Source organism: Nocardia sp. CA-129566 (assembly GCF_050956075.1).
Lineage (GTDB): Bacteria > Actinomycetota > Actinomycetes > Mycobacteriales > Mycobacteriaceae > Nocardia.
On the sequence record NZ_CP192085.1, the window covers coordinates 5,594,075 to 5,617,949 of the forward strand.

Below are 23,875 nucleotides of genomic sequence, written 5' to 3' on the forward strand. Positions count from 1 at the left end.
GGTGCCCGAGAATTGTGGATCTGATCCGGTAATGACCGACTGCAGTTGCGCCGCCACCGCATCCGGAGTCGGATAGTCGAACAGCAGCGTCGCGGGCAATCCGACCCCGACAATGTTCGCGAGGCTGTTACGCAGTTCGAGCGCGGCCAGGGAGTCGAATCCGAGTTCGTCGAAGCTCTGATCGATCCTTACAACTCGGCTCTGGCCCAATGCTTTCGTGACTTCCTCGACGACCAGCTCGCGCAGGAGTTCGCGCTGCTGGTCCGCGGTGCGATTGCGCAGTCGTTGGCCGAGCCCGGTCTCGGGCGCGCGCTGTGCGCGACGACGGGGCGCCAGCGCATGCAGCAACGGGGGCAGCCCATCCCCGGCCGCACGCAATCCCGCCATCTCCAACGGCATCGGAACGACCAGTTCGAGGCCGGAATCCAGGGCCGCGTCGAACAACGCGAGGCCAGCTTCGACCGGTATCGCGCTGATTCCGATGGCCCGCATTCGGGCCGTGTTCGCGGCGGTCAGATGTCGCGTGATGTCGCCGGCCACATCCCACAGGCCCCAGGCCATCGACACCGCGGGCAATCCCTGAGCGCCACGCAACGACGCCAATCCGTCCAGGAACGCATTCGCCGCCGCGTAGTTGCCCTGACCTGGACCACCCAATATCCCGGCCGCAGAAGAGAACAACACGAACCACGCCAGATCCGAACCGGCAGTCAATTCGTGTAAGTGCCATGCTGCTTCAGCTTTCGCTGCCAACACCGCGTCAACCCGATCCGCCGTCAGCGAACCGATCACACCGTCGTCGACCACCCCGGCCGTGTGCACGACACCGGTCAGCGGGTGCTCGGCAGGAATCTCGGCCAACACCCGCGCCAACGCCGACCGATCCGCCACATCACACGCCGCAACCCGCACCAGCGCACCCAACTCGGTGAGTTCGTCCACCAACTCCGGCGCACCCGGCGCCGCCGGCCCGCGACGGCTCACCAGCACCAAACGCCGCACGCCATGGTCGACCACGAGATGCCGCGCCACCAGCGCACCCAACGCACCCGTGCCCCCGGTCACCACCACGGTGCCCGCGGGGTCCAACCGCCGGTGTGCCCGGGCGCCCATCGGAATCCGGGCCAGCCGCGGCGCCAGCACTCGCTTCTCCCGCACGACCAGCTCCGGTGAGTCCGACCCGGCCACCAGCGCCGTATCCACCGAATCATCGGTATCGACCAGCGCGAACCGTCCGGGATTCTCCGACTGGGCCGACCGCACCAGACCCCACACCGCCGCGGCGGACGGATCCGAAACCGCTCGGCCGGGCACCGCGACCGCCCCCGTGGTGACCACCAACAGCCGTGCCTGGGCGAACCGCTCCGCGGCCAGCCAACGCTGTAGCACCGCGAAGACCACACCGACGCTTTCACGTACCGGCGCATCGGCCGGGACTCGCAGAACCACCACATCGGCCGACTCATCGGAATCCGCCACGGTGGCCCAATCCCGCACCGTCGCATCGGATCCCGCGACGCGCACCTCGTCCCACGCGATCTCGAACAGTGCGTCGCCGTGCCGCGTCGCGCCGAGTTGTTCGCTACTGACCGGCCGCGACGACAGACCACCCACCGACAGCACCGGGTCGCCGTAACGATCGGTCACCGTCACCGAAAAGCCGTCTCCCGCGCGAACGATGCGCGCACGCACGGTCGAGTCCGCGGTGCGGTGTCGGGTGATGTCGGTCCACGCGAACGGCAGGAAGACCGCTGCACCGGTATCGGGTTGCTCCGCCGCCACCACGAGGGGGTGCAGCACGGCGTCCAAGATCGCCGGGTGGATCTGAAATCCGGTCCGGCTGTCCGGCAACCCTTCCGGCAGCTCGGCTTCGGCGAATATCTCGGTGCCGCGCCGCCAGACCGCTCGCAGCCCTTGGAACATCGGACCATACCCGTACCCGCGATCGGCGAGCCGATCGTAGGCGTGGGAAAGATCCACTGCCGTCGCGTCTTGCGGCGGCCACTGTCTCATAACCGGTGCGGCCGTGGTGTCCGCGGTACCGAGTGCACCCTCCGCGTGCAGTGTCCAAGGGCTGTCCTCGCTGTCTCCGCCCTCGATTCGGGCGTAGACCGCCAACCGCCGGTCACCGGATTCCTGTTGCCCGGCGACCACGACCTGCAACTGCACCCGTCCCCGCTCCGGAATCAGCAGCGGCGCGCGCAGTACCAATTCCCGCACGGTCGCGCATCCCGCCTCCAGGCCGGCGCGCATGGCCAGTTCGACGAAGCCGGCGCCAGGGAACAGCACAACGCCGCGCACCACGTGATCGGCCAGCCAAGGGTGGGTGGCCAGCGACAACTGTCCGGTCAGCAGTATCCCGCCGTCGGCCGGGGTCGGCACCACGGCGCCCAGCACGGGGTGCTCGACCGCGCCCAACCCCAGCGCCGCCGCGTCACCTGGTTTGGGCGCGGCGTAGGGCCAATACCTGCGTCGCTGAAATGCGTACGGCGGCAAGGACACTCGGCGGCCGCGCACGCCTGACACCGCGGTCCAGTCCACCGCGGCGCCGGCCACGAACAACTCGCTTACGCCGGTCAGCAACGATGGGATCTCCGGAAGATGAGCGCGCAGTAGCGATATCGCCGATACGGCATCCCGTCCGTGTGCTCGGGCGAGGATTGCCATCAGTGCGGCGCCGGGCCCGACCTCGACCGCGCGATCGACACCCAAGCCCGGCAATAGCTCGATGCTGTCGCCGAACCGCACCTGCATGCGCACGTGCCGCACCCAGTAGTCCGCTGATCCGTAACCGTCGCCGGCCAATTCGCCGGTCAGGTTCGAGACGATCGGAATCTCGGCCCGTGCCGCACCGATCCCGGCCAGTTCGGCGGCGAAGTCGCCGAGTATCGGGTCCATCAGCGCGGAATGGAATGCGTGCGAGACCTGCAACCGGCGGGTTCTTCGGCCGCGATCGGCCAGAGTGCGGCCCATTGCCGTGACCGCCTCCTCGGTCCCGGACAGCACCACGGCTCGAGGTCCGTTCACGGCGGCGATATCGACGCCGTCGGTCAGAAGCGCCGCTACCTCGTCGAGCTCGGCTTCGACGGCGACCATCACCCCGCCAGCGGGCAGCGCCTGCATCAACCGCCCGCGCGTACCCACCAGCCGACATGCGTCCGACAGCGACAACACCCCGCCCACATGCGCGGCGGCGACCTCACCGATGGAATGCCCGATCAGGTAGTCCGGTCGCACACCCCAATCGCAGAGCAGCTCGAACAGCGCCACCTCGACCGCGAACAATCCCGCCTGGGCGAAATCCGTTCGGGCCAACACCGTATCGTCATCGCCCCAGATCACCTCTGGCAACGGCTGCGGTAGATACCGATCCAGTTCCGCCACGACTGCGTCGAATTTCTTTGCGAACACCGGGAATTCGGTATGCAAGTCGCGTCCCATACCGATCCACTGCGAACCCTGCCCGGGGAAGATGAACACCGTCTTGCCCGGTGTCCGCACGCCCAGTACGGCGTCGGCGGCTGTCGCGTCGGCCCGCGCGACCGAAGCCAAGCCGTGGACGAGTTCATCGCGATCGTGACCGAGGACTACCGCTCGGTGCTCGAATACCGACCGGCGCAGCAGCGACGTCCCGATATCGGCGGTATCCAGGGCGGGGTCCGCGGAGATGAACCCCAGCAGCCGCTCGGCCTGAGCACGCAACGCAGCCGCCGACTTCGCCGACAGCACCCACGGCACGACCGTTGAAACACCCTGCACCCCCAGGTCTTCCGATTCCGGATCCGGTTCGGGTGCCTGTTCGAGGATCACGTGTGCGTTGGTGCCACTGATGCCGAACGACGACACACCCGCCCGACGTGGCCGACCCGCCGGGGCATCCCACGTCCGAGCCTCGGTCAGCAACCGCACCGCACCCGCCGACCAATCCACATGCGGGGTGGGCGTATCCGCGTGCAGGGTGCGCGGCAGCACACCGTGTCGCATCGCCATGATCATCTTGATGACCCCCGCGACCCCGGCCGCCGCCTGGGTGTGGCCGAGATTGGATTTCACCGAACCCAGCCACACCGGATCATCGGTCGCCCGCCCCTGCCCATAGGTTGCCAGCAGAGCGTGCGCCTCGATGGGATCGCCCAGTGTGGTTCCCGTGCCGTGAGCTTCGACCGCATCTACTTCGCCAGCCGACAAACCCGCACTCGCCAACGCCGCACCGATGACCCTTTGCTGCGACGGACCATTCGGAGCGGTCAATCCGTTGCTGGCGCCGTCCTGATTCACCGCCGAACCGCGCACCACCGCCAGCACCCGGCGGCCATTACGCAGCGCATCCGACAAGCGCTCCAGCACAAGCACACCCGAGCCCTCGGAAAGCCCGGTCCCGTCCGCCGACTCCGCGAAAGACTTGCACCGGCCATCAGGAGAAAGCGCGCGTTGGCGGCTCATCTCGACGAACACATCGGGTGGTGACATCACCGTCACTCCGCCCGCCAACGCCAGCGCCGACTCCCCCGACCGCAGCGACTGACACGCCAGATGCAGCGCCACCAACGACGACGAACACGCCGTATCCACGCTCACCGCAGGCCCTTCCAGACCGAGCACATACGACAGGCGACCCGAGGCGGCACTCGCCATCCAGCCGGTTCCGGCGTACCCCTCGGTGGCCAAGCCCGCCACATACAGCCCCGCGAAGACACCGGTGCTGCTGCCACGCAACGACACCGGATCGATCCCGGCGTCTTCCAACGCCTCCCACGAGGTTTCCAGCAGCATCCGCTGCTGGGGATCCATGGCCATCGCCTCACGTGCACTGATGTCGAAGAACTCGGCATCGAAATCTGCTGCGTCGTAGACGAATCCGCCCGAGCGCGTATAGGACTTGCCCGACGCATCGGGATCGGGATCGAACAGGTCCGCCACGTCCCACCCGCGGTCGGCCGGGAAGTCGCCGATGACATCGCGGCCGCCGGCCACGACCTCCCACAGATCCTGCGCAGAAACCACTCCTCCCGGAAAGCGGCAGCCAACACCCACGACCGCTATCGGCTCATCGAGGGCCGCGGCCTGGAGTGATTGCACGGGCCGAGGCGCTGTGCCGGTGAGTTCTCCGAGAACGAATCGCGCCAGCGTGCGCGGTGTCGGGTGGTCGAAGATCATGGCCGGCGACAATCGCAAGCCGGTAGCCGCTTCCAGACGATTCCGGTATTGCACCGCGGTCAGCGAGTCGAATCCCAGTGCGCCGAATTCTTTGTCGAGATCGATCGCCGCTGCCGAGGCATGTCCCAGTACCGCCGCAGCATTCGCCCGCACCTCAGCCGACACCGCCCGCAGTTGTTCCTCCGGATCGAGCTCGGCCAAGTGGTGCTGGAGTCCGGTCGCCGGGGTGTCCTGGACCGGGCCGGATCGGTGTGCGGGCGCCAGCTCGCGCAGCATCGGTGGCAGCGATTCGCCTGCAGCGCGCAATTCGGCCTTGTCCCATCGCACGGGGACGAGCAGATCCCGATCGGACTCGAGTGCCGCATCGAACAAGCCGAGACCTTGCTCGACCGACATCGCATCCAGCCCCGCGGCCTGCAACCGGGCCGCATCCGCGGCCTCCAGGCTTCCGGTCATCCCGCTGGCGATGTCCCACAGTCCCCACGCCATCGATACCGCAGGCAAACCCTGCCCGCGACGCCACGACGCCAACCCGTCCAAAAACGCATTCGCCGCCGCGTAATTGCCCTGCCCCGGCCCACCCAGAACACCGGCAGCCGACGAGAACAACACGAACAACGCCAAATCCGAACCGACGGTCAACTCATGCAGATGCCACGCCGCATCCGCCTTCGCCGCCAGCACCGCATCCACCCGGTCCACCGACAACGACCCGATCACACCGTCATCGATCACCCCGGCCGCATGCACCACACCGGTCAACGGGTGTTCCGCAGGAATCCCGGCCAACACCTGCTGCAACGCCGACCGATCCGCCACATCACACGCAACGACCCGAACCTGCGCACCGAGCCCGACGAGATCATCCACCAGCTCCGATGCGCCCGGCGCCGCCAACCCACGACGACTCAGCAACATCAGCTGCCGCACCCCATGGCCGACCACCAGATGCCGAGCCACCAGCGCACCCAAACCACCCGTACCACCGGTCACCAACACCGTGCCCGCGGCGAGATCCGTCGGAACCGACAGAACATCCTTGCCGCCGAGCTGTTCGCGGCACAGTCGCTCGACGATCTCGGGGGCCCGCCGAAGATCCGATACTCGTATCTCGGGCAATCGAATCCGCGCATCCGCGGTGTCGGCGGTGCTGAGCTGATCGGTAATCGCCGCGGCCTGGTCGAAGGAAAGCCCGGTGGGGATACGGGCAAGCCGATCCACCTCGGTGACGGCGACCGAACCGACTCCATTGTCGAAGACGCCCGCAACGCGCTCACCGATGCTCAGTTCGGTGACTCCCGCACCGACGCCGACCACGACGCCAGCCGCTTCGTATCCCAGCGCCGCGGCCGCGGCACGTCCGGTCGCCATGGCCGTCGCGATATCTCGCGCGCCCAATCCGATGGCTCGCACGGCAACGGCGACTTCCCGCTGTGCGAGTTCGCCGTGCTCATTGTCTTCGATGACCGAGACATGCTCCGGTCCGCCCGGCTCGGCGACGCTCAGCTGCCACGGTGCGTCGTCGGCGGGCAGCTGCAGAGGTGCCCGCACCGCGACAACCTCCATGCGAGGTGCGAGCAGCTGCCCGGACCGTATCGCCACCTGCGGCTCACCACGGGAAGCGGCGGCTGCGAGTGCCGATTCGGGTGTCTCCCAGTCGTCCACGTCGACGAGCACGATCCGGCCCGGATGCTCGGTTTGGGCCGACCTGACCAACCCCCAGACAGCCGCCCCGCCCAGATCACGCACGCCGTGCTGGCCACAGGCGACCGCGAACCGCGTCGCCACCACCAAGGGGATATCGGGGAACCGTCGGTCGTCAAGGTAGGTCTGCACCGCGCGCAGCACATCGTGCACGCTCTGGTGCACGGCTGTCGGCACGCCGTCGACCTCGTTCGGAACGCTCCCATGCTGGTCCAGCAACGGCGTCGGCCGGCACCGCAGCACCTGAACGTCCGAGGTTCGCTCCGCATCGCTCGCCGCGCTACCGACGGGAATCCAGTCCAGGCCGTGCAGCCCGTCCCACTCGAGGAAAGCGAGCGGTCCGAGGCCACCGAGCAGTTGCGCGAGCGCATCGCCGAACTCCGGCACTGTGTCGTTGTCGCCGAAGGGATTTCCGGTGACAGCCGCGAGCAGCGGATGTCTGGCGGTATCGACCTCCGCAGCGGCATTGTCCTCGGGCGCGCCGGGTCGCGGCCGGTCCAGCCAGTACTGCTCGTGCTGAAAGGCATAGGTGGGCAGCGGAATCCAACCGCGCGGGTGCCCCAGCAACGCAGGCCAGGCCACCGGTGTGCCCGAAACGAAGATCTTGGACACGGCGGTGAGGACCGCGACGGACTCGCCGTGGTTTCGACGCAGCGTCGAAACCACCGTCTGCTCGGCCGCGGACGATCGGTCCTCGGGCAGCAATTGGCCGGTGAGCAGTGCCGTCAGCGTTGTGCCGGGCCCGATCTCGACGGACCGTTCGACCTGAAAGTCCCGCAGCACCCGGATACTGTCGGCGAAAAGCACTGGCCGGCGGACATGCTCGACCCAATAGTCCACCGATCCGTACCCGGGCTCGGCCAGCGCACCGGTCAGGTTGGAAACGATCGGGATGCGACTGGGCGACACCGTGATTCCGACCAGCTCTTGTGCGAACTGCCCCAGCATCGGCGCCATCAGTGCCGAATGGAAGGCGTGTGACACCGGCAACCCATGTGTCCGGCGCCCCTGCTCGATCAGCACCTGTTCGGTGGCGGCGACCGCGTCCTCGATGCCCGAGATCACCACTGCCCGCGGGCCGTTCACGGCCGCGATATCGACACCCTCGGTCAGTAGGGCTGCCACCTCGTCGACACCGGCCTCGACGGCCACCATCGCACCGTCGGCGCGCAACGACTGCATCAACCGCCCGCGTGTGCCGACCAACCGGCACGCATCCGGCAGCGACAACACCCCACCCACGTGTGCGGCAACGATCTCACCGATCGAGTGCCCCAGCAGGTAGTCCGGGTGCACACCCCAACTCTCGAGCAGCCGGAACAGCGCGACCTCAACCGCGAACAGCCCGGCCTGAGCGAAATCTGTTCGAGCAAGGAGCTTTTCGTCATCACCCCAGAGCACCTCGCGTAGCGGGCGGGGCAGATACCGATCCAATGCGGTGACGATCTCGTCGAAAGCCGCAGCGAATACCGGGAACTCGGCATGAAGCTGCCGCCCCATGCCGGTGCGCTGCGAGCCTTGTCCGGGGAACACGAACACCGTCTTGCCGGGTGCCCGCACCCTCCCGTGGACCACACCGGCAGCCGGTCCGGACGCCGTGTGCGACGCCCCGCGCAGGCCCGCGATCAACTCGCCGCGGTCACGGCCGAGCACCACCATCCGATGTTCGAACACCGTCCGCCGCAGGAGCGATGCCCCCAGATCGGCGGCATCCAGATCCGCGTCCCCCGACACCAACTCCAACAGCCGCTCGGCTTGATCACGTAGAGCCGCAGGAGACCTGGCCGATACCACCCACGGAATTACCGGCGAAACCACCGGGTCCGCAACGGTATCGGGCCCCTCGGCCGGGTCTGGATCGGACGCTTGCTCGAGGATGACATGGGCATTGGTGCCGCTGATTCCGAACGCCGACACACCGGCCCGGCGTGGCCGTCCCACCGTGTTCCATGCCCGGGCCTCGGTCAGCAACCGCACCGTTCCAGCCGACCAATCCACATGGGGGGTAGGCGTATCCACGTGCAGGGTCTGCGGCAGTACTTCGTGCCGCAGGGCCATGATCATCTTGATGATGCCCGCGACACCGGCCGCTGCCTGGGTATGGCCCAGGTTGGACTTCACCGAACCCAGCCACAACGGATCATCGTGCGCACGCCCCTGCCCGTACGTGGCCATGATCGCCTGGGCCTCGATCGGATCGCCGAGCTTGGTTCCGGTCCCATGGGCTTCGACGGCGTCCACGTCAGCGGCCGCCAACCCTGCATTCGCCAGGGCGGCGCCGATAACTCGTTGCTGCGATGAACCATTCGGGGCGGTCAGCCCATTGCTGGCACCGTCTTGATTGACCGCCGAGCCACGGATCACCGCCAACACCCGTCGACCATTGCGTCGTGCATCCGACAACCGCTCCAGGACGAGCACCCCCGCCCCTTCGGAAAGCGCTGTCCCGTCCGCCGCACCCGCGAACGCCCGGCATCTCCCGTCCCAGGACAGGCCGGACTGCCGCGAGAACTCGGTGAACACGATCGGCGTGGCCATCACGGTAACGCCGCCCGCCAACGCCAGCGCCGACTCCCCCGACCGCAGCGACTGACACGCCAGATGCAGCGCCACCAACGACGACGAACACGCCGTATCCACGCTCACCGCGGGCCCTTCCAGACCGAGCGCATACGACACCCGACCGGATACGACGCTCGCGGTGGACCCCGTCATCCGAAAGCCTTCGGCTTCCGGGGTCACGTCCGGACCTGCCGCGTAGCCCTGGTCGATCACCCCCGCGAATACGCCGGTGCTGCTGCCGCGCAACGACACCGGATCGATGCCGGAATCTTCGAGTGCTTCCCAGGTTGTTTCCAGCAGCACCCGCTGCTGGGGGTCCATCGCAGCCGCCTCCCGAGGGCTGATATCGAAGAATGCCGCATCGAATTTCCCTGCGTCATATAAGAATCCACCGTCACGCACAGACGACTTGCCCACCGCACCGGGATCGGGATCGAACAATCCCGCCACATCCCAGCCTCGATCGCTGGGGAAGCCACCGACTACATCCCGGCCACCCGCCACCAGCTCCCACAGCTGCTCTGCCGAAACCACGCCACCGGGAAAGCGGCACCCTATCCCGACCACCGCGATCGGCTCGGGCACCCTGGCCGCCAGCAGCTTTCGATTTTCCCGGCGCAGCGCGGACACCTGTTTGACCGATGCACGCAGCATGTCGAGGATTTCGGCTTCGTTCTCTGCCATTTCGAGCATTCCTCTGTCTATGAAGTTCAACAAGTCCAGTGCGGGGCGGGTCAGAAACCCTCGGACTCGGTCAAGTCGCGAGCCAGCGACAGCAGGGCGTCGACATCCATCGCGTCGATGTCGCCGCCGCCCAATTCGCCATCGGGCTCGGCCCCACTGGCCAGTTCGAGCAGGCGCCCCAGCAGTCCGGTTTCCCGCAGTCTCGATATCGGGATGTCGAGCAGAATCCGCCTCAGCTCCGATTCCTCGTCATAACTGGATCCCGCGGCAGTGGAATCGATTCCGAGCACGGTCCGGTGCAGGAAAGCGGCGAATGCACGCGGAGTGGGATGGTCGAAGACAGCGGCCACCGGCAAGCTGACGCCGATCGTCGGCTCGAGTCGATTCCGGAACTCCAGGACCCGCAACGAATCGAATCCGAGCGACTTGAAGGAATGATCCGACTCGACGCCATCCTCGGTCGAGAAACCCAGCACCGCCGCAGCCTGGCGGCGGACCAGTTCGAGGATCGCCTCGTGCTGCTGCTCATGGTCGAGATCGACCAGGCGTGTGGCGAAGGATCGTTCGCGCGGTTCGTTCGCGGCGTGCCGACGCACCGGAACCAGATCCCGCAGCAGTGGACTGTCACCGGTGGTCATCGGATCGCGCAGTGCGTGCCGGTTCAGCCGAACAGCGATCGCCAGCGGGTTATTCGCCTGTGCGATAGCGAGATCGAACAGTTCGGCGCCCTGCTCGTCCGAGATCGGCAGCACTCCTGCGCGCTGCAGCCGGGTCAGGTCGGTGTCGGTGAGATGAGCTCCCATTTCGGTGGTCCGCTGCCACAGTCCCCAGGCGATGGAGGTAGCCACCGAGCCCCGACCACGCCGGTAAGAAGCCAAGCCATCCAGAAAAGCGTTCGCCGAGGCATAACCCGCTTGGCCCGCAGTACCCAAAGTCCCGGCGACAGAGGAAAACAGCACAAACCCGGCCAAATCCAGATCCACCGTTAACTCGTGCAGATACCATGCCGCATCCGCCTTCGCCGCCAACACCGCCGCCAACCGCGATGCGGTCAACGACGAGATCACACCGTCATCGAGCACCCCAGCCGCATGCACCACCAACGCCAACGGATGCGCCGCGGGAATCGCGGCGAGCACCGCGGCCAACTGCGCCCGATCGCTCACATCACAGGCGACCACCTCGGCCACAGCACCCGACTCCGCCAAGTCCGCCACCAGTTCGGCGGCGCCCGGCGCGGCAGGACCACGTCGGGAGACCAACACCAGTCGCCGGACCCCGTACTCGGCCACCAGATGCCGCACCAACACCGCACCCAAGCCGCCGGTACCGCCTGTCACCAGCACGGTCCCGGATAGAAGAGCACGCGGCCCTGCCGTCGATACCAAGGCGCGGGCCAGCCTGGGCACGCGCAACCGGTCGCCGCGGATCGCCAATTGCGGTTCCGCACCGAGCAATTCGTCCGTAAGCGGCGATTCGGTGTCCCAGTCCTCGACGTCCACCAGCATGATCCGCCCCGGATTCTCCGATTGCGCCGACCGCACCAAACCCCACACCGCCGCAGCCACCGGATCCGATACCGACTCCGCCGCACCACACGCGACCGCACCGCGCGTCACCAGCACCAGCCGCGCACTCACGGTCCCGGCCGCGGCCAGCCAACGCTGCACCAACGACAGCACCCGGCCGACCGTCGCGTGCACGGCCGACACCACATCGACCTCGGTGTCCTCGGAACCACGACACTGCACCACCAACGTTGTCGGCACTCGCACAGGTCCGTCGCTGCCCGGTGCCTCCACTTCGTCCAGCAGGACCTCGGCCCCATCCAGGTCGACCCGATGTCTCGGGCCGCCTGCCGCGGCGGTGCCGGCGGCATCCAGCGCAACCCAATCCACCCGGTGCAGTGCCTGGGTCGGGCCGTGCGCCGCCGCGCTCAGTTGCTCCTGCGATACCGGCCGCAGCGCCAGGTCGTCGACGGTGACAACCAGATTTCCGGCGCCGTCGGCTACCAACAGCGATATTCTCCGTTCGGCCGCATCGGTGTTGGTCGTGGCGCGTACCCACACCCTCCTGGCACCGTGGCTGTGCACGGTGACACCGGTCCAGGCGAAGGGCAGCAGCAGTTCCGAGGAGGCTGCCGGTTCGACCAGGAAGGCGGCGTGCAGGGCCGCGTCCAGCAAGGCGGGATGAACGACGAACGAATCTGATCGGCCCGCAACCGATTCCGGCAGAATCACCTCCGCATACACAGCATCACCGGCTCGCCAGGCCGCCGACAAGCCCTGGAACGCGGGACCATAGTCGTAACCGCGCTCGGCAAGACGCTGGTACAAACCAGCGACATCCACCGGAACCGCGCCCCGCGGGGGCCACTGGTGCGCCTCCGGTTCCACGGTCACGATTCGTTCGCGACGCAGCGACCCCTGCGCATGCAGCGTCCATGAATCCCCCTGCACGACACCGTCCTCGGGGCGGGAGAAGACCCGCACGGCGCGCTCGCCGGAATCCTGGGGGCCCTCGACGACCACCTGGACCCGCACACCGCCGACCTCGGGCAATACCAACGGCGCCTGCAACAGCAACTCACCCACCACCGGGCAACCGACCCGATCACCCGCCACGGCGACCAGTTCGACGAGCCCGGCCCCGGGAAAGATCACGGTGTTACGCACACCGTGCTCGGCGAGCCAGGGTTGCGTCGCCAGGGACAACGATCCGGTCAGCACCACACCACCGTCGGCAGCGCTGTCGAGCACCGCGCCAAGCAACGGATGCCCCGCACCGGCCAAACCCAACGCCGCCGGATCACCACCACCCCGAACAGATTCCAGCCAATACCGCTGCCGCTCGAACGCGTACGCCGGCAACTCCACCCACCGACCACGACCGCCGAGTAACGCCGACCAATCCACATCCACGCCCGCGGTGAAGGCTTCGGCCATGGAGGTCGACAAGCGCGTCCAACCGCCCTCGTCCCGTCGGAGGGAGGCCGTCGCCGACACCGCGACTCCCCGGTCGGCGGCGATCTCGTCGATCGCCATGACCAGCACCGGATGCGGACTCACTTCGATGAAGCGGTCGAAACCGTCGTGGAGGAGCTGGTGCACCGTGCGCTCGAAGAGCACTGGATATCGGCAGTTCCCGTACCAGTACTCGGCATCGAGTTCGCGTCCATCCGTGCTTTGTGCCGATACGGTCGAATAGAAGGCCACCGAACCGGGCACCGGGTGGACGAAAGACAGCAGATCGAGCACATTCGTCCGCACCGGCTCCACCATCGGTGAATGCGAAGCTACCGACGACGCCACCGTCCGAACTCGAATCCCGCTGTCTTGCAGAGTCTTTGCCAAACCCTCGACCGCCTCGGTGGCACCCGCGACGGTCACCGAGGCCGGACCGTTGACTCCGGCCAGCCAGACATCCGGCACACCGGCCAACCGCTCGGCCACCACCGACTCCGGCGCCGCCACCGAAACGATGTGCCCACGCCCCACCATCTCCTCGGCGAACAACCGCGACCGGGCCACCACGATGCGCGCAGCTTCCGCCAGGGGCAGGCATCCGGCAACACACGCCGCCGCGATCTCCCCCTGCGAACTCCCCACCACCGCATCCGGTTCGATTCCGACCGAACGCCACACTTCGGCGAGCGAAACCATCATCGCGAACAACACCGGCTGCAGGACCTCGATACGCTCCAGCGACGGCGCCTGCTCCGATCCCCGCACCGCAGCCGTGAACGGCCAATCCACCAATGGCTGAATCACCGCCGCGCACTCGCCCATTCGCCGCGCGAACACCGGCGACGAATCCAGCAGCTCACGGCCCATGCCCACCCACTGCGAGCCCTGCCCGGGAAATACGAAAACCGTCCCGCCAGAGGTACGCACTCGACCGGTCACCACATCAACTGCGGGTATCCCCCGCGCCAATGCCGACAATCCGCTCAGCATGTCGTCGCGACCGGCGCCGAGCACCACGGCGCGATGCTCGAACCTCGACCGCCGCAGCAGCGCCACCGCGATGTCGGAGATTTCCGCGTCCGCATTCGCCGATACGAACTGTTGTAGTCGCTCGGCCTGGGCCGCCAGCGCGGCGGGGGTCCGGCCCGATACCACCCACGGCGTTCGAGCCGAAATCTCCACGACACCCGATGGCTCGGCGTCACCTGGGTACTGCGGATCGAACTCGGGCACCTGCTCGAGAATTATGTGTGCGTTGGTGCCACTGATCCCGAACGAGGAGACACCCGCCCGCCGCGGCCGCTCCGGGGATGTGTCCCACGGCCGAGCCTCGGTCACCAGCCGCACCGCGCCGGCCGACCAATCCACATGCGGGGTAGGCGCATCCACGTGCAGCGTCCGCGGCAGCACACCGTGCCGCATGGCCATGATCATCTTGATCACCCCGGCAGCGCCTGCCGCGGCCTGGGTGTGGCCCAAGTTGGATTTCACCGACCCCAGCCACAGCGGCCGATCCACCGGCCGCCCCTGCCCGTAGGTTGCGATAATCGCCTGCGCCTCGATCGGATCGCCCAATGTGGTTCCGGTGCCGTGTGCTTCGACCACATCCACGTCGGCGGCCGACAGCCCAGCATTCCCCAGGGCGGCACCGATGACCCGTTGCTGTGCGGGGCCGTTCGGAGCGGTCAGGCCGTTGCTCGCGCCATCCTGGTTCACGGCACTGCCACGCACCACCGCCAGCACCCGGTGGCCGTTACGCCTGGCATCCGACAGCCGTTCCAGGACGAGCACTCCCACCCCTTCCGACCAGCCGGTGCCATCGGCCGACGCCGCGAACGACTTGCTTCGTCCATCCGGCGAAATCGCGCGTTGCCGACTCAGCTCCACGAAGACTTCCGACGAGGACACCACGGTCACCCCGCTCGCCAGAGCCAGGTCGCTTTCCCCGCAACGCAACGACTGACAGGCCAGATGCATGGTCACCAAGGCCGAGGAGCACGCCGTATCGATGGTCACGGCAGGCCCCTGCAGGCCGAGCACGTACGCCACCCGACCCGACACCACGCTCGCGGTGGACCCCGTGAGCCGGAGTCCCTCGACGTCCACGCTGCGCTCGGGCCCGGCGCCATACCCCTGATCGATCAACCCGGCGAAGACCCCGGTACTGCTGCCGCGCAGCGACATCGGGTCGATACCCGCGTCTTCCAATGCGGTCCAGGATGTTTCGAGCAGCAGCCGCTGATGGGGGTCCATCGCCACGGCCTCGCGTGGACTGATCCCGAAGAATGCCGCGTCGAAATCTCCTGCGTCATAGACGAACCCGCCCGACCGCGTATAGGACTTACCGGCCACATCGGGATCGGGGTCGTAGAGGTCCGGGTCCCATCCCCGATCCAGCGGGAACTCTCCGGTGGCCTCCCGGCCGCCCGCCACCAGCTCCCACAACTCTTCCGCCGACGCCACCCCACCGGGGAAACGACACCCGAGACCGACAATTGCTATCGGTTCCCGCTGCGCGAACAGCGCCTCCTCGTTCATTTTCCGGAGCAGCTTGTTTTCCCGGACCGATTTGCGTAGTGCTTCGACGAGATCCTGCGTGGAAGTATTCATAGTCGCCTCAATAGATTTCGCAGCTATTCCCTACCGGACACGTAGCCGATCAGATCGTCGACCGACATCTCGTCGAACTCATCCATCTCACTCCCCTCGACCTGCGGGAATCCGGATTCATTGGTTGCCGAAAGTCTTTCGAGCAGCCGCACTATGCCCGACTGCCGGAGTGTTTCCGCCGGGATCGAATCCACGAGTCGTTTTATCTCCGCTGTCTCGTCCGGCTCCGCTTCGGAATCGCCGATCCGGTCGAGCAGATACTGCGTGATCGCGGTTGTGGTGGTGTGATCGAAGGCCAGCGTGGGCGGCAGGTTGATGCCGGTAGCACCCGCCAGGCGATTGCGTAGATCGAGCGTGGTCAACGAATCGAAGCCGAGTTCCTGGAACGATTGTCCGGCATCGATACCGGTCGTATCGGAGTGGCCGAGTACCGCCGCGACCTCGGTGGCAACCAGTTCGTGCAGCAACTGGCGGGTCTGTGTCGCCGACCCGGTACCGAGCCGCTGGAGCAAAGTCTGTGCCTGCGCCTGGTTGGCCGCTGTTCGCCGTGCGGGTGTCAGCGCCGCGAGGAAGGCGGGCAGGTGTCCCGCTTTTGCCCGCGCGGCCAATTCCCCTGTGTCCCAGCGCCCAGCGACCACCTCGGGACGTTGCGAGGTGAGAGCGGCGTCGAACAGCGCCAATCCGTCGGATTCGGTGAGCGCGGCGATTCCGGCGCGCCGCATCCGCGCCAGGTCGGCATCGGTGAGCTCGGACCCCATGCCGGTGGACTCCCAGAGTCCCCAGGCGATCGATGTAGCCGCCGAACCCAAACCACGCCGATACGAAGCCAAACCATCCAAAAACGCATTCGCCGAGGCATAACCAGCCTGACCCGCAGTACCCAACGTCGCCGCCACCGACGAAAACAACACGAACCCCGCCAAACCCAGATCCGCCGTCAACTCGTGCAAATACCACGCCGCATCAGCCTTCGCCGCCAATACCGCATCGACCCGATCCACCGTCAACGACGACAGCACACCGTCATCGAGCACACCCGCCGCATGCACCACACCGGTCAGCGGATACTCCGCAGAAATCCCGGCCAACACCCGCTCCAACGCCGACCGATCCGCGACATCGCAGGCAGCTACCTCAACCCGCGCACCAAGCCCGGTGAGCTCGTCCACCAGTTCCACCGCACCTGGCGCCACCAACCCGCGACGACTCACCAACACCAGATGCCGCACTCCGTACTCGGCCACCAGATGCCGAGCCAGCACCGCACCCAAACCACCGGTACCACCGGTCACCAACACAGTCCCCGCCCCAAAATCACCCACCACTACCGACGAGGCCGCGGCCGCCACCCGAGAAAGCCTCGGCACACGAACTCGTCCCCCACGAACCGCCAACTGCGGTTCCACACCGAACAACTCATCGGTGGGCAAATCGGAATCCCAATCCTCCACATCCACCAACACGATCCGACCCGGATACTCCGACTGCGCCGACCGCAACAAACCCCACACCGCCGCACCCACCACATCCGACACCGACTCCCCAACACCACCCGCAACCGCACCCCGCGTCACCACCACCAACCGACCCCCACCGACACCAGCCAACCAACGCTGCACCACCAACAACACCCGGCCGACCACCGCATGCACCGCCGACACCACACCCACATCACCGACGACGCGGCACTCCACGATGCATGTATCCGGGGCGGCTGCTTCGTTCAGGACAGCATCGAACCCGTCGAGATCTACCCGCACCTCCGTGCCGAGGCTCGGTGCCCTTCGCGCTTCCCCGGACAGCCCCACCCACTCCACCTGATGCAGTCCCGCACCGTGTCCAGGCATTGCCGACCGTAGTTGTTCCCGTGAAATCGGCCGCATCACCAGTTGATCGACGGTGACGACCGGCCGTCCGACGCCGTCGGCCACCAGCAACGACACGCTCGTACCAGCGTCGCCGATTGTTGTCGTGACATGTACCCGCACGCCGGTGGCGCCGTGGGCATGGACAGCGACACCGGTCCAGGCGAAGGGCAGCACCAGGCCCAGTTCCCCTCCAGTGCCGGCATCGGAAAGCAATATCGCATGCAGTACCGCATCCAGCAGCGCTGGATGAACTAGGAAAGAATCTGCTTGCCGCGCAACGGGCTCCGGCAGATTCACCTCGGCATAGACCTCATCACCGACGCGCCACACCGCCGACAAACCCTGAAACGCCGGACCATATTCATAGCCACGCTCGGCCAGACGCGCATACAAACCGTCGAGATCCACCGGCACCGCATCCCGCGGCGGCCACGAACGCGCCGAGGCCGGCCCAACGGCTATCGGCTGTTCACTGTGCAGAGACCCCTGCGCATGCAACGTCCACGAATCCGCCTGCGAGGCACCATCATCGGAACGGGAGAACACCTGCACGGTCCGCTCACCAGAATCCTGCGCACCCCCAACCACCACCTGCACCCGCACGCCGCCGACCTCGGGCAATACCAACGGCGCCTGCAACAACAACTCACCCACCACCGGGCAACCGACCCGATCACCCGCCGCGGCAGCAAGCTCCACCAACCCCGCGCCCGGGAAAACCACTGCTCCCCCTATGGAATGATCGACCAGCCACGGATGCGCCACCCGGGAAAGCCATCCGGTCAGCACCACACCACCGTCGGCAGCGCTGTCGAGCACCGCGCCAAGCAACGGATGCCCCGCACCGGCCAAACCCAACGCCGCCGGATCACCACCACCCCGAACAGATTCCAGCCAATACCGCTGCCGCTCGAACGCGTACGCCGGCAACTCCACCCACCGGCCGCGACCGCCGAGTAACGCCGGCCAATCCACATCCACGCCCGCGGTGTACAGCTGCCCAACACCCGACGCCAGCGAAACCGGCTCAGGTTGACCGGCCCGCACCAACGCCACCGCCACCGCGTGCGGCTGCGCCGCGGTAATCATGCTCGTCAAGGCCGTGCCCGGTCCGACTTCCAAGAACCGGGTCACTCCGGCCGCGCTGGATAGCGCAACACCGTCGCCGAAACGCACCGTGCCGCGCACGTGCGATACCCAATACTCCGGTGTGCCGTAGACGATTCCGGCTTCCGCATGGTTCGGGTCGACGATTCGAACCGTGAGGTTGGCCGCGATCGGAATGCGCGGCGGGTGGACCTCGATTCCGGCGATGGCGGCCGCGAACTCGCCGAGCATCGGCTCCATCAGCGCCGAGTGGAACGCGTGCGACACCTTCAACCGGCGCAACCTGCGGCCCGAACCGGCGAAATGCGCTTCCACCGCGGCGACGGCAGCCTCGGCGCCCGACACCACGACCGCACGCGGTCCATTTATCGCGGCGATATCCGCACCCTGTGGCAGCACCGCCGAGACCTCGTCCACCGAGGCGTCGACCGCGAGCATGGCCCCACCCGTTGGCAGCGCCTGCATCAGGCGGCCACGCACAGCGACAACTTCGGCCGCGTCCGACAGCGACAGAACACCCGCGACATGCGCAGCGGCGATCTCTCCGACGGAATGCCCGATCAGAATGTCCGGGCGAATCCCCCACGCGCGCAATAACGCAAACAGCGCCACCTCGATCGCGAACAGCCCCGCCTGCGCGAACTCCGTGGCGGCCAACAGTTCTTCGGCGGATTCCAGATCGTCGCGCCATACGATATCGCGAACGGATCGTTCCATGAAGCGATCCAATTCGGCCACAACGTCGTCGAAAGCGGTTGCGAATACCGGGAACTCGGCATATAGGTCTCGACCCATGCCGACCCATTGCGAACCCTGCCCGGGGAAGACGAACGCTGTCTTTCCCTGTGCGGCTGCGGGTCCCGCCGCAACCGGCGCCGCCGCGCGGGCCACCGTCGCGAGGCCCGCCAGCAACTCGTCGCGATCGCGCCCGACGACCACCGCTCGATGGCCGAACCTCGAGCGTCCGATCAGCGTGGTGCCGACGTCGACGGCCGCAAGGGCGGGGTCCGCCGAAACGAATTCCAGCAGCCGCTCGGCCTGAGCACGCAATGCCGTAGCCGACTTCGCCGACAACACCCACGGCACAACCGGTGAAACACTCTGTTTCCCAAGCTGTTCGGGTTGCAGATCCGACTCGGGTGCCTGCTCGATGATGACGTGCGCGTTGGTGCCGCTGATACCGAACGACGACACACCCGCCCGACGTGGCCGACCCGCCGGGGTATCCCACGGCCGGGCCTCGGTCAGCAACCGCACCGCACCCGCCGACCAATCCACATGTGACGATGGCGCATCCACATGCAAGGTGCGCGGCAGCATGCCGTGCCGCATCGCCATGATCATTTTGATCACCCCGGCGACACCGGCAGCGGCCTGGGTATGACCCATATTCGATTTGATCGACCCCAGCCATACCGGATCGTCGCTCGGCCGCCCCTGCCCATAGGTTGCCAGCAAGGCGTTCGCCTCGATCGGATCGCCCAGTGTGGTACCCGTGCCGTGAGCTTCGACCGCATCCACCTGGGCAGCCGACAACCCCGCACTCGCCAGCGCCGCACCGATAACGCGTTGCTGGGACGGACCATTCGGCGCGGTCAAACCATTACTGGCACCGTCCTGATTCACCGCCGAACCACGCACCACCGCCAGCACCCGCCGACCATTGCGCCGCGCATCCGACAACCGCTCCAAGACCAGCACGCCCGCGCCCTCAGACCAGCCCGTGCCATCCGCCGACTCCGCGAACGACTTACACCGGCCATCCGGAGCCATCCCGCGCCGCCTGCTGAACTCCGTGAAAACGGCCGGGACCGCAAGCACGGTCGAACCGCCGGCCAGCGCGAGCGCGCACTCACCCGAGCGCAGCGACTGCGCTGCCAAATGCATCGCGACCAACGATGACGAACACGCGGTATTCACCGACACCGCGGGACCTTCCAGGCCCAGGGAGTACGACACGCGCCCCGACATCACGCTGCCCGCGCTGCCGATCAGCACCGCGCCCTCCACGTTCGCCGGTGCGGACTCGGGCAGCCCGTAGTTTTCGTACATCACTCCGGCGAATACTCCGGTCGACGTGCCACGCAGGCTTTCCGGATCGATCCCGGCGTTCTCCAGCGCCTCCCACGACGTTTCCAGCATCAGCCGCTGCTGGGGATCCACCGCCGCCGCCTCGCGCGGGCTGATCCCGAAGAATGCCGCGTCGAAATCGGCAGCGTCGTAGACGAACCCACCCGATCTCGCCGTCGACTTGCCCGCCGCATCCGGATCCGGATCGTAGAGATCCTCGGGCCACCCCCGATCGACCGGGAAGTCGCCGATAACATCGCGGCCACTGGCCACGACCTCCCACAAACCTGCCGCCGAATCCACCCCGCCCGGAAAACGGCACCCCACACCGACGATCACGATGGGATCGTCGGAAACGGCTGTCACAGTCTCGGTTTCCCGAGACCCGGTGTTGCCGGTGGCCCCGGTGACGATGAACTGGGCGAGGCGCCTCGGGGTCGGGTAATCGAACACCGCGGTTCGAGGCAGCGGCACGTCGGTCGCCGCGACCAGCCGATTCCGTAACTCGACGACGTCGAGGGAGCCGAATCCCGCATCTTCGAACGCTGTGTCCGGATCAATGTCCTCCGCCCGGGAGTGTCCGGACACGAGGGCAGTCTGTCTGCGTACCAGCTCCAATAGGGCCTCGAAGCCGAGCGGGGCATCGCCGCCAGCCGAACCGCCACCCGTAGGCACAGGCACCTCGTCCGGATCCACGCTGAGCCAGTAGCGTTGCCGATCGAACGCATACGTCGGCAGATCCACCCGCCGACCGACACCGACAGCGAGTGCCGACCAATCCACATCCACACCCGCGGTGAACGCTTCGGCCAGCGAGGTAGCAAATCGTTTCCAGCCGCCGTCCGCGCGCCGGATCGACCCGATGGACAGCACCGAGGCAGCCCGCTCGGTGGCGATCTCGTCGACTGCGGCCACCAGCACCGGTTGCGGACTCATTTCGATGAAGCGGTCGAAGTCATCGTCGAGAAGCCGGTGCACCGCGCGCTCGAAAAGGACGGGACGCCGATAGTTTTCATACCAGTACTCGGCACCGAGTGCCGCCCCTGCTATCGGCTGACCCCACACCGTCGAGTAGAACGTCGCCGATCCCGCCGTCGGCCGCAGCCCGGCGAGCAGTTCCAGGAATCTTTCGCGGCTCGCCACCGAGGCCGACGCCGAAGCGGTGTGCCCCTGCCCCATCGTCTCCTCGGCGAACAACCGCGACCGCGCCACCACAATGCGCGCGGCATCCTCCAGGGTCAACATGCCTGCAAGATGAGCTGCGGCGACTTCGCCCTGCGAGCTCCCCGCCACGGCATCCGGTTGGACTCCGGCACAGCGCCACATCTCGGCCAGCGAAACCGTCATCGCGAACAACACCGGCTCAACCACATCGATACGTTCCAGCGACGCAGCCCCCGCCGAACCCCGCACCACGGCGAGCAACGACCAATCCACCAGCGGGTCGATCACCGCCGCGCACGCCCGCATCCGACCCGCGAACACCTCCGACGAATCGAACAGCTCCCGACCCATGGCCACCCACTGCGAGCCCGACCCCGGACACACGAACACCGTTTTGCCCGATGTCCGGACTCGACCGTGCACGACACCGCTGTCCAGCTCATCCCCGCGCACCACCGATCCGAGGCCCTCGAGCAGTTCGCCACGATCACTTCCGAATACCACCGACCGATACTCGAACCTCGACCGCCGCGCCAAGGCGGCCGCCACATCGGCCTCAGGCAGGCCGCTATGCGCCGATACGAACCCCGACAACCGTCGCGCCTGCCCCTGCAGTGCCATTGGCGACCGCGCCGAGATCACCCAAGGGATAACCTTCGACATCAATTGGCCTGCATCGGAATCAGAGCCGGTATCGCCTTCGGCGCCTCGCGTGCTCGGTTCCGGCGCCTGTCCGAGTATCACGTGCGCATTCGTGCCGCCGATCCCGAACGATGACACCCCGGCCACCCTCGGGTGATGCGGCGCGTCCCACGCTGTCGGTGTGGTGGGCATCTCGAAGCGCCGGTCCGTGAACCACTCACTCGCGGCCGGAGCGTCGAAGTTGATCTGCGGCGGAAACTGCTTGTGCTCCAAGGCCAATGCCGCCTTGATCAAACCGGCCATACCCGCTGCGGCGCCCAGGTGACCGATATTCGCTTTCACCGAGCCCATGCGGAGCGGACTCCGCGCCGCACGCGCACCGAAGACAGTCCGCAGCGCCGCTGCTTCCGCCGCATCGCCCACCGGTGTGCCCGTGCCGTGGAGTTCGAGGTATCCGATGTCGTCCGGCGTGACCTGGGCCGCGGCCATGGCCTGCTGCAGCAACGCTGCCTGCGCGGTGACACTGGGCGTGGCCAATGCAGGACCCGTGCCATTGTTGTTGACGACGCTCGCGCGGATCACGGCATGGATGTGATGATCGTGCTCGATCGCGTCTTCGATCCGCTCGAGCACGATCATGGCGCCCCCTTCGCCGCGGACGGTGCCGTTCGCTCGGCTGTCAAAAGCAAAGCAGCGATTGTCCGGGGAAATTACCCCGAGCCGAGACATCGCCTCGTGGCTCTCGATCGCGAGGTTCAGCTGAATTCCGCCGACCAGTGCGAGATCCGATTCGCCCGAGATGATGCTGCGACACGCAAGATGCACCGCGGCCAGTGCCGAGGATTGACACGCGTCGACCGACATACTCGGCCCGCCGAACCCGAAGGCATAGGAAATCCGATTGGCTACAATCCCGGCATTCGTCCCAGCGAACGAGTAGGCGGTCGATGCGGATTCAGCCGCGCGCGAAAGGAGTACGGCGTAGTCACTGCCGGAGACTCCGGTGAACACACCGACCCGGCGCCGGTCGAGTTCTGCACGGTCGCTGCCAGCTCGTTCGAGCGCCTCCCAGCTCAATTCCAGCATGATCCGCTGCTGTGGATCCATCGCCGCGCACTCCCGCGCGGACAGACCGAAGAAGCGTCCGTCGAACGCGTCGACGTCGTCGATATAGCCGCCGGCGACATCCTTCAACTCACCCTCGGCTCGGATATCCGATGGCGTTGCGATCATTTCCGCGCCGCTGCGCAACAGGTGCCAGAACTCTTCCGGGGAGCTGGCCCCGGGAAACCGGCAGGACATGCCGACTATTGCGATATCACCACTGCGGTAGGCGTCACT

The 23,875-nt window shown here is 66.9% G+C and carries 1 protein-coding gene and 2 pseudogenes; all 3 read right to left on the reverse strand.

All coding sequences use genetic code 11. The features are described 5' to 3' along the window. Positions 1–57 precede the first annotated feature (57 nt). A pseudogene (locus ACQP0C_RS24220) lies at positions 58–9,999 on the reverse strand (SDR family NAD(P)-dependent oxidoreductase); the annotation flags it as partial. Positions 10,000–10,157: 158 nt separating this feature from the next. Further along, positions 10,158–15,683, reverse strand: a complete 5,526-nt coding sequence (locus ACQP0C_RS24225; protein WP_433723370.1) for a type I polyketide synthase — start codon at positions 15,681–15,683, stop codon at positions 10,158–10,160. A gap of 23 nt (positions 15,684–15,706) precedes the next feature. Continuing rightward, a pseudogene (locus ACQP0C_RS24230) lies at positions 15,707–23,842 on the reverse strand (type I polyketide synthase); the annotation flags it as partial. Positions 23,843–23,875: the final 33 nt, after the last annotated feature.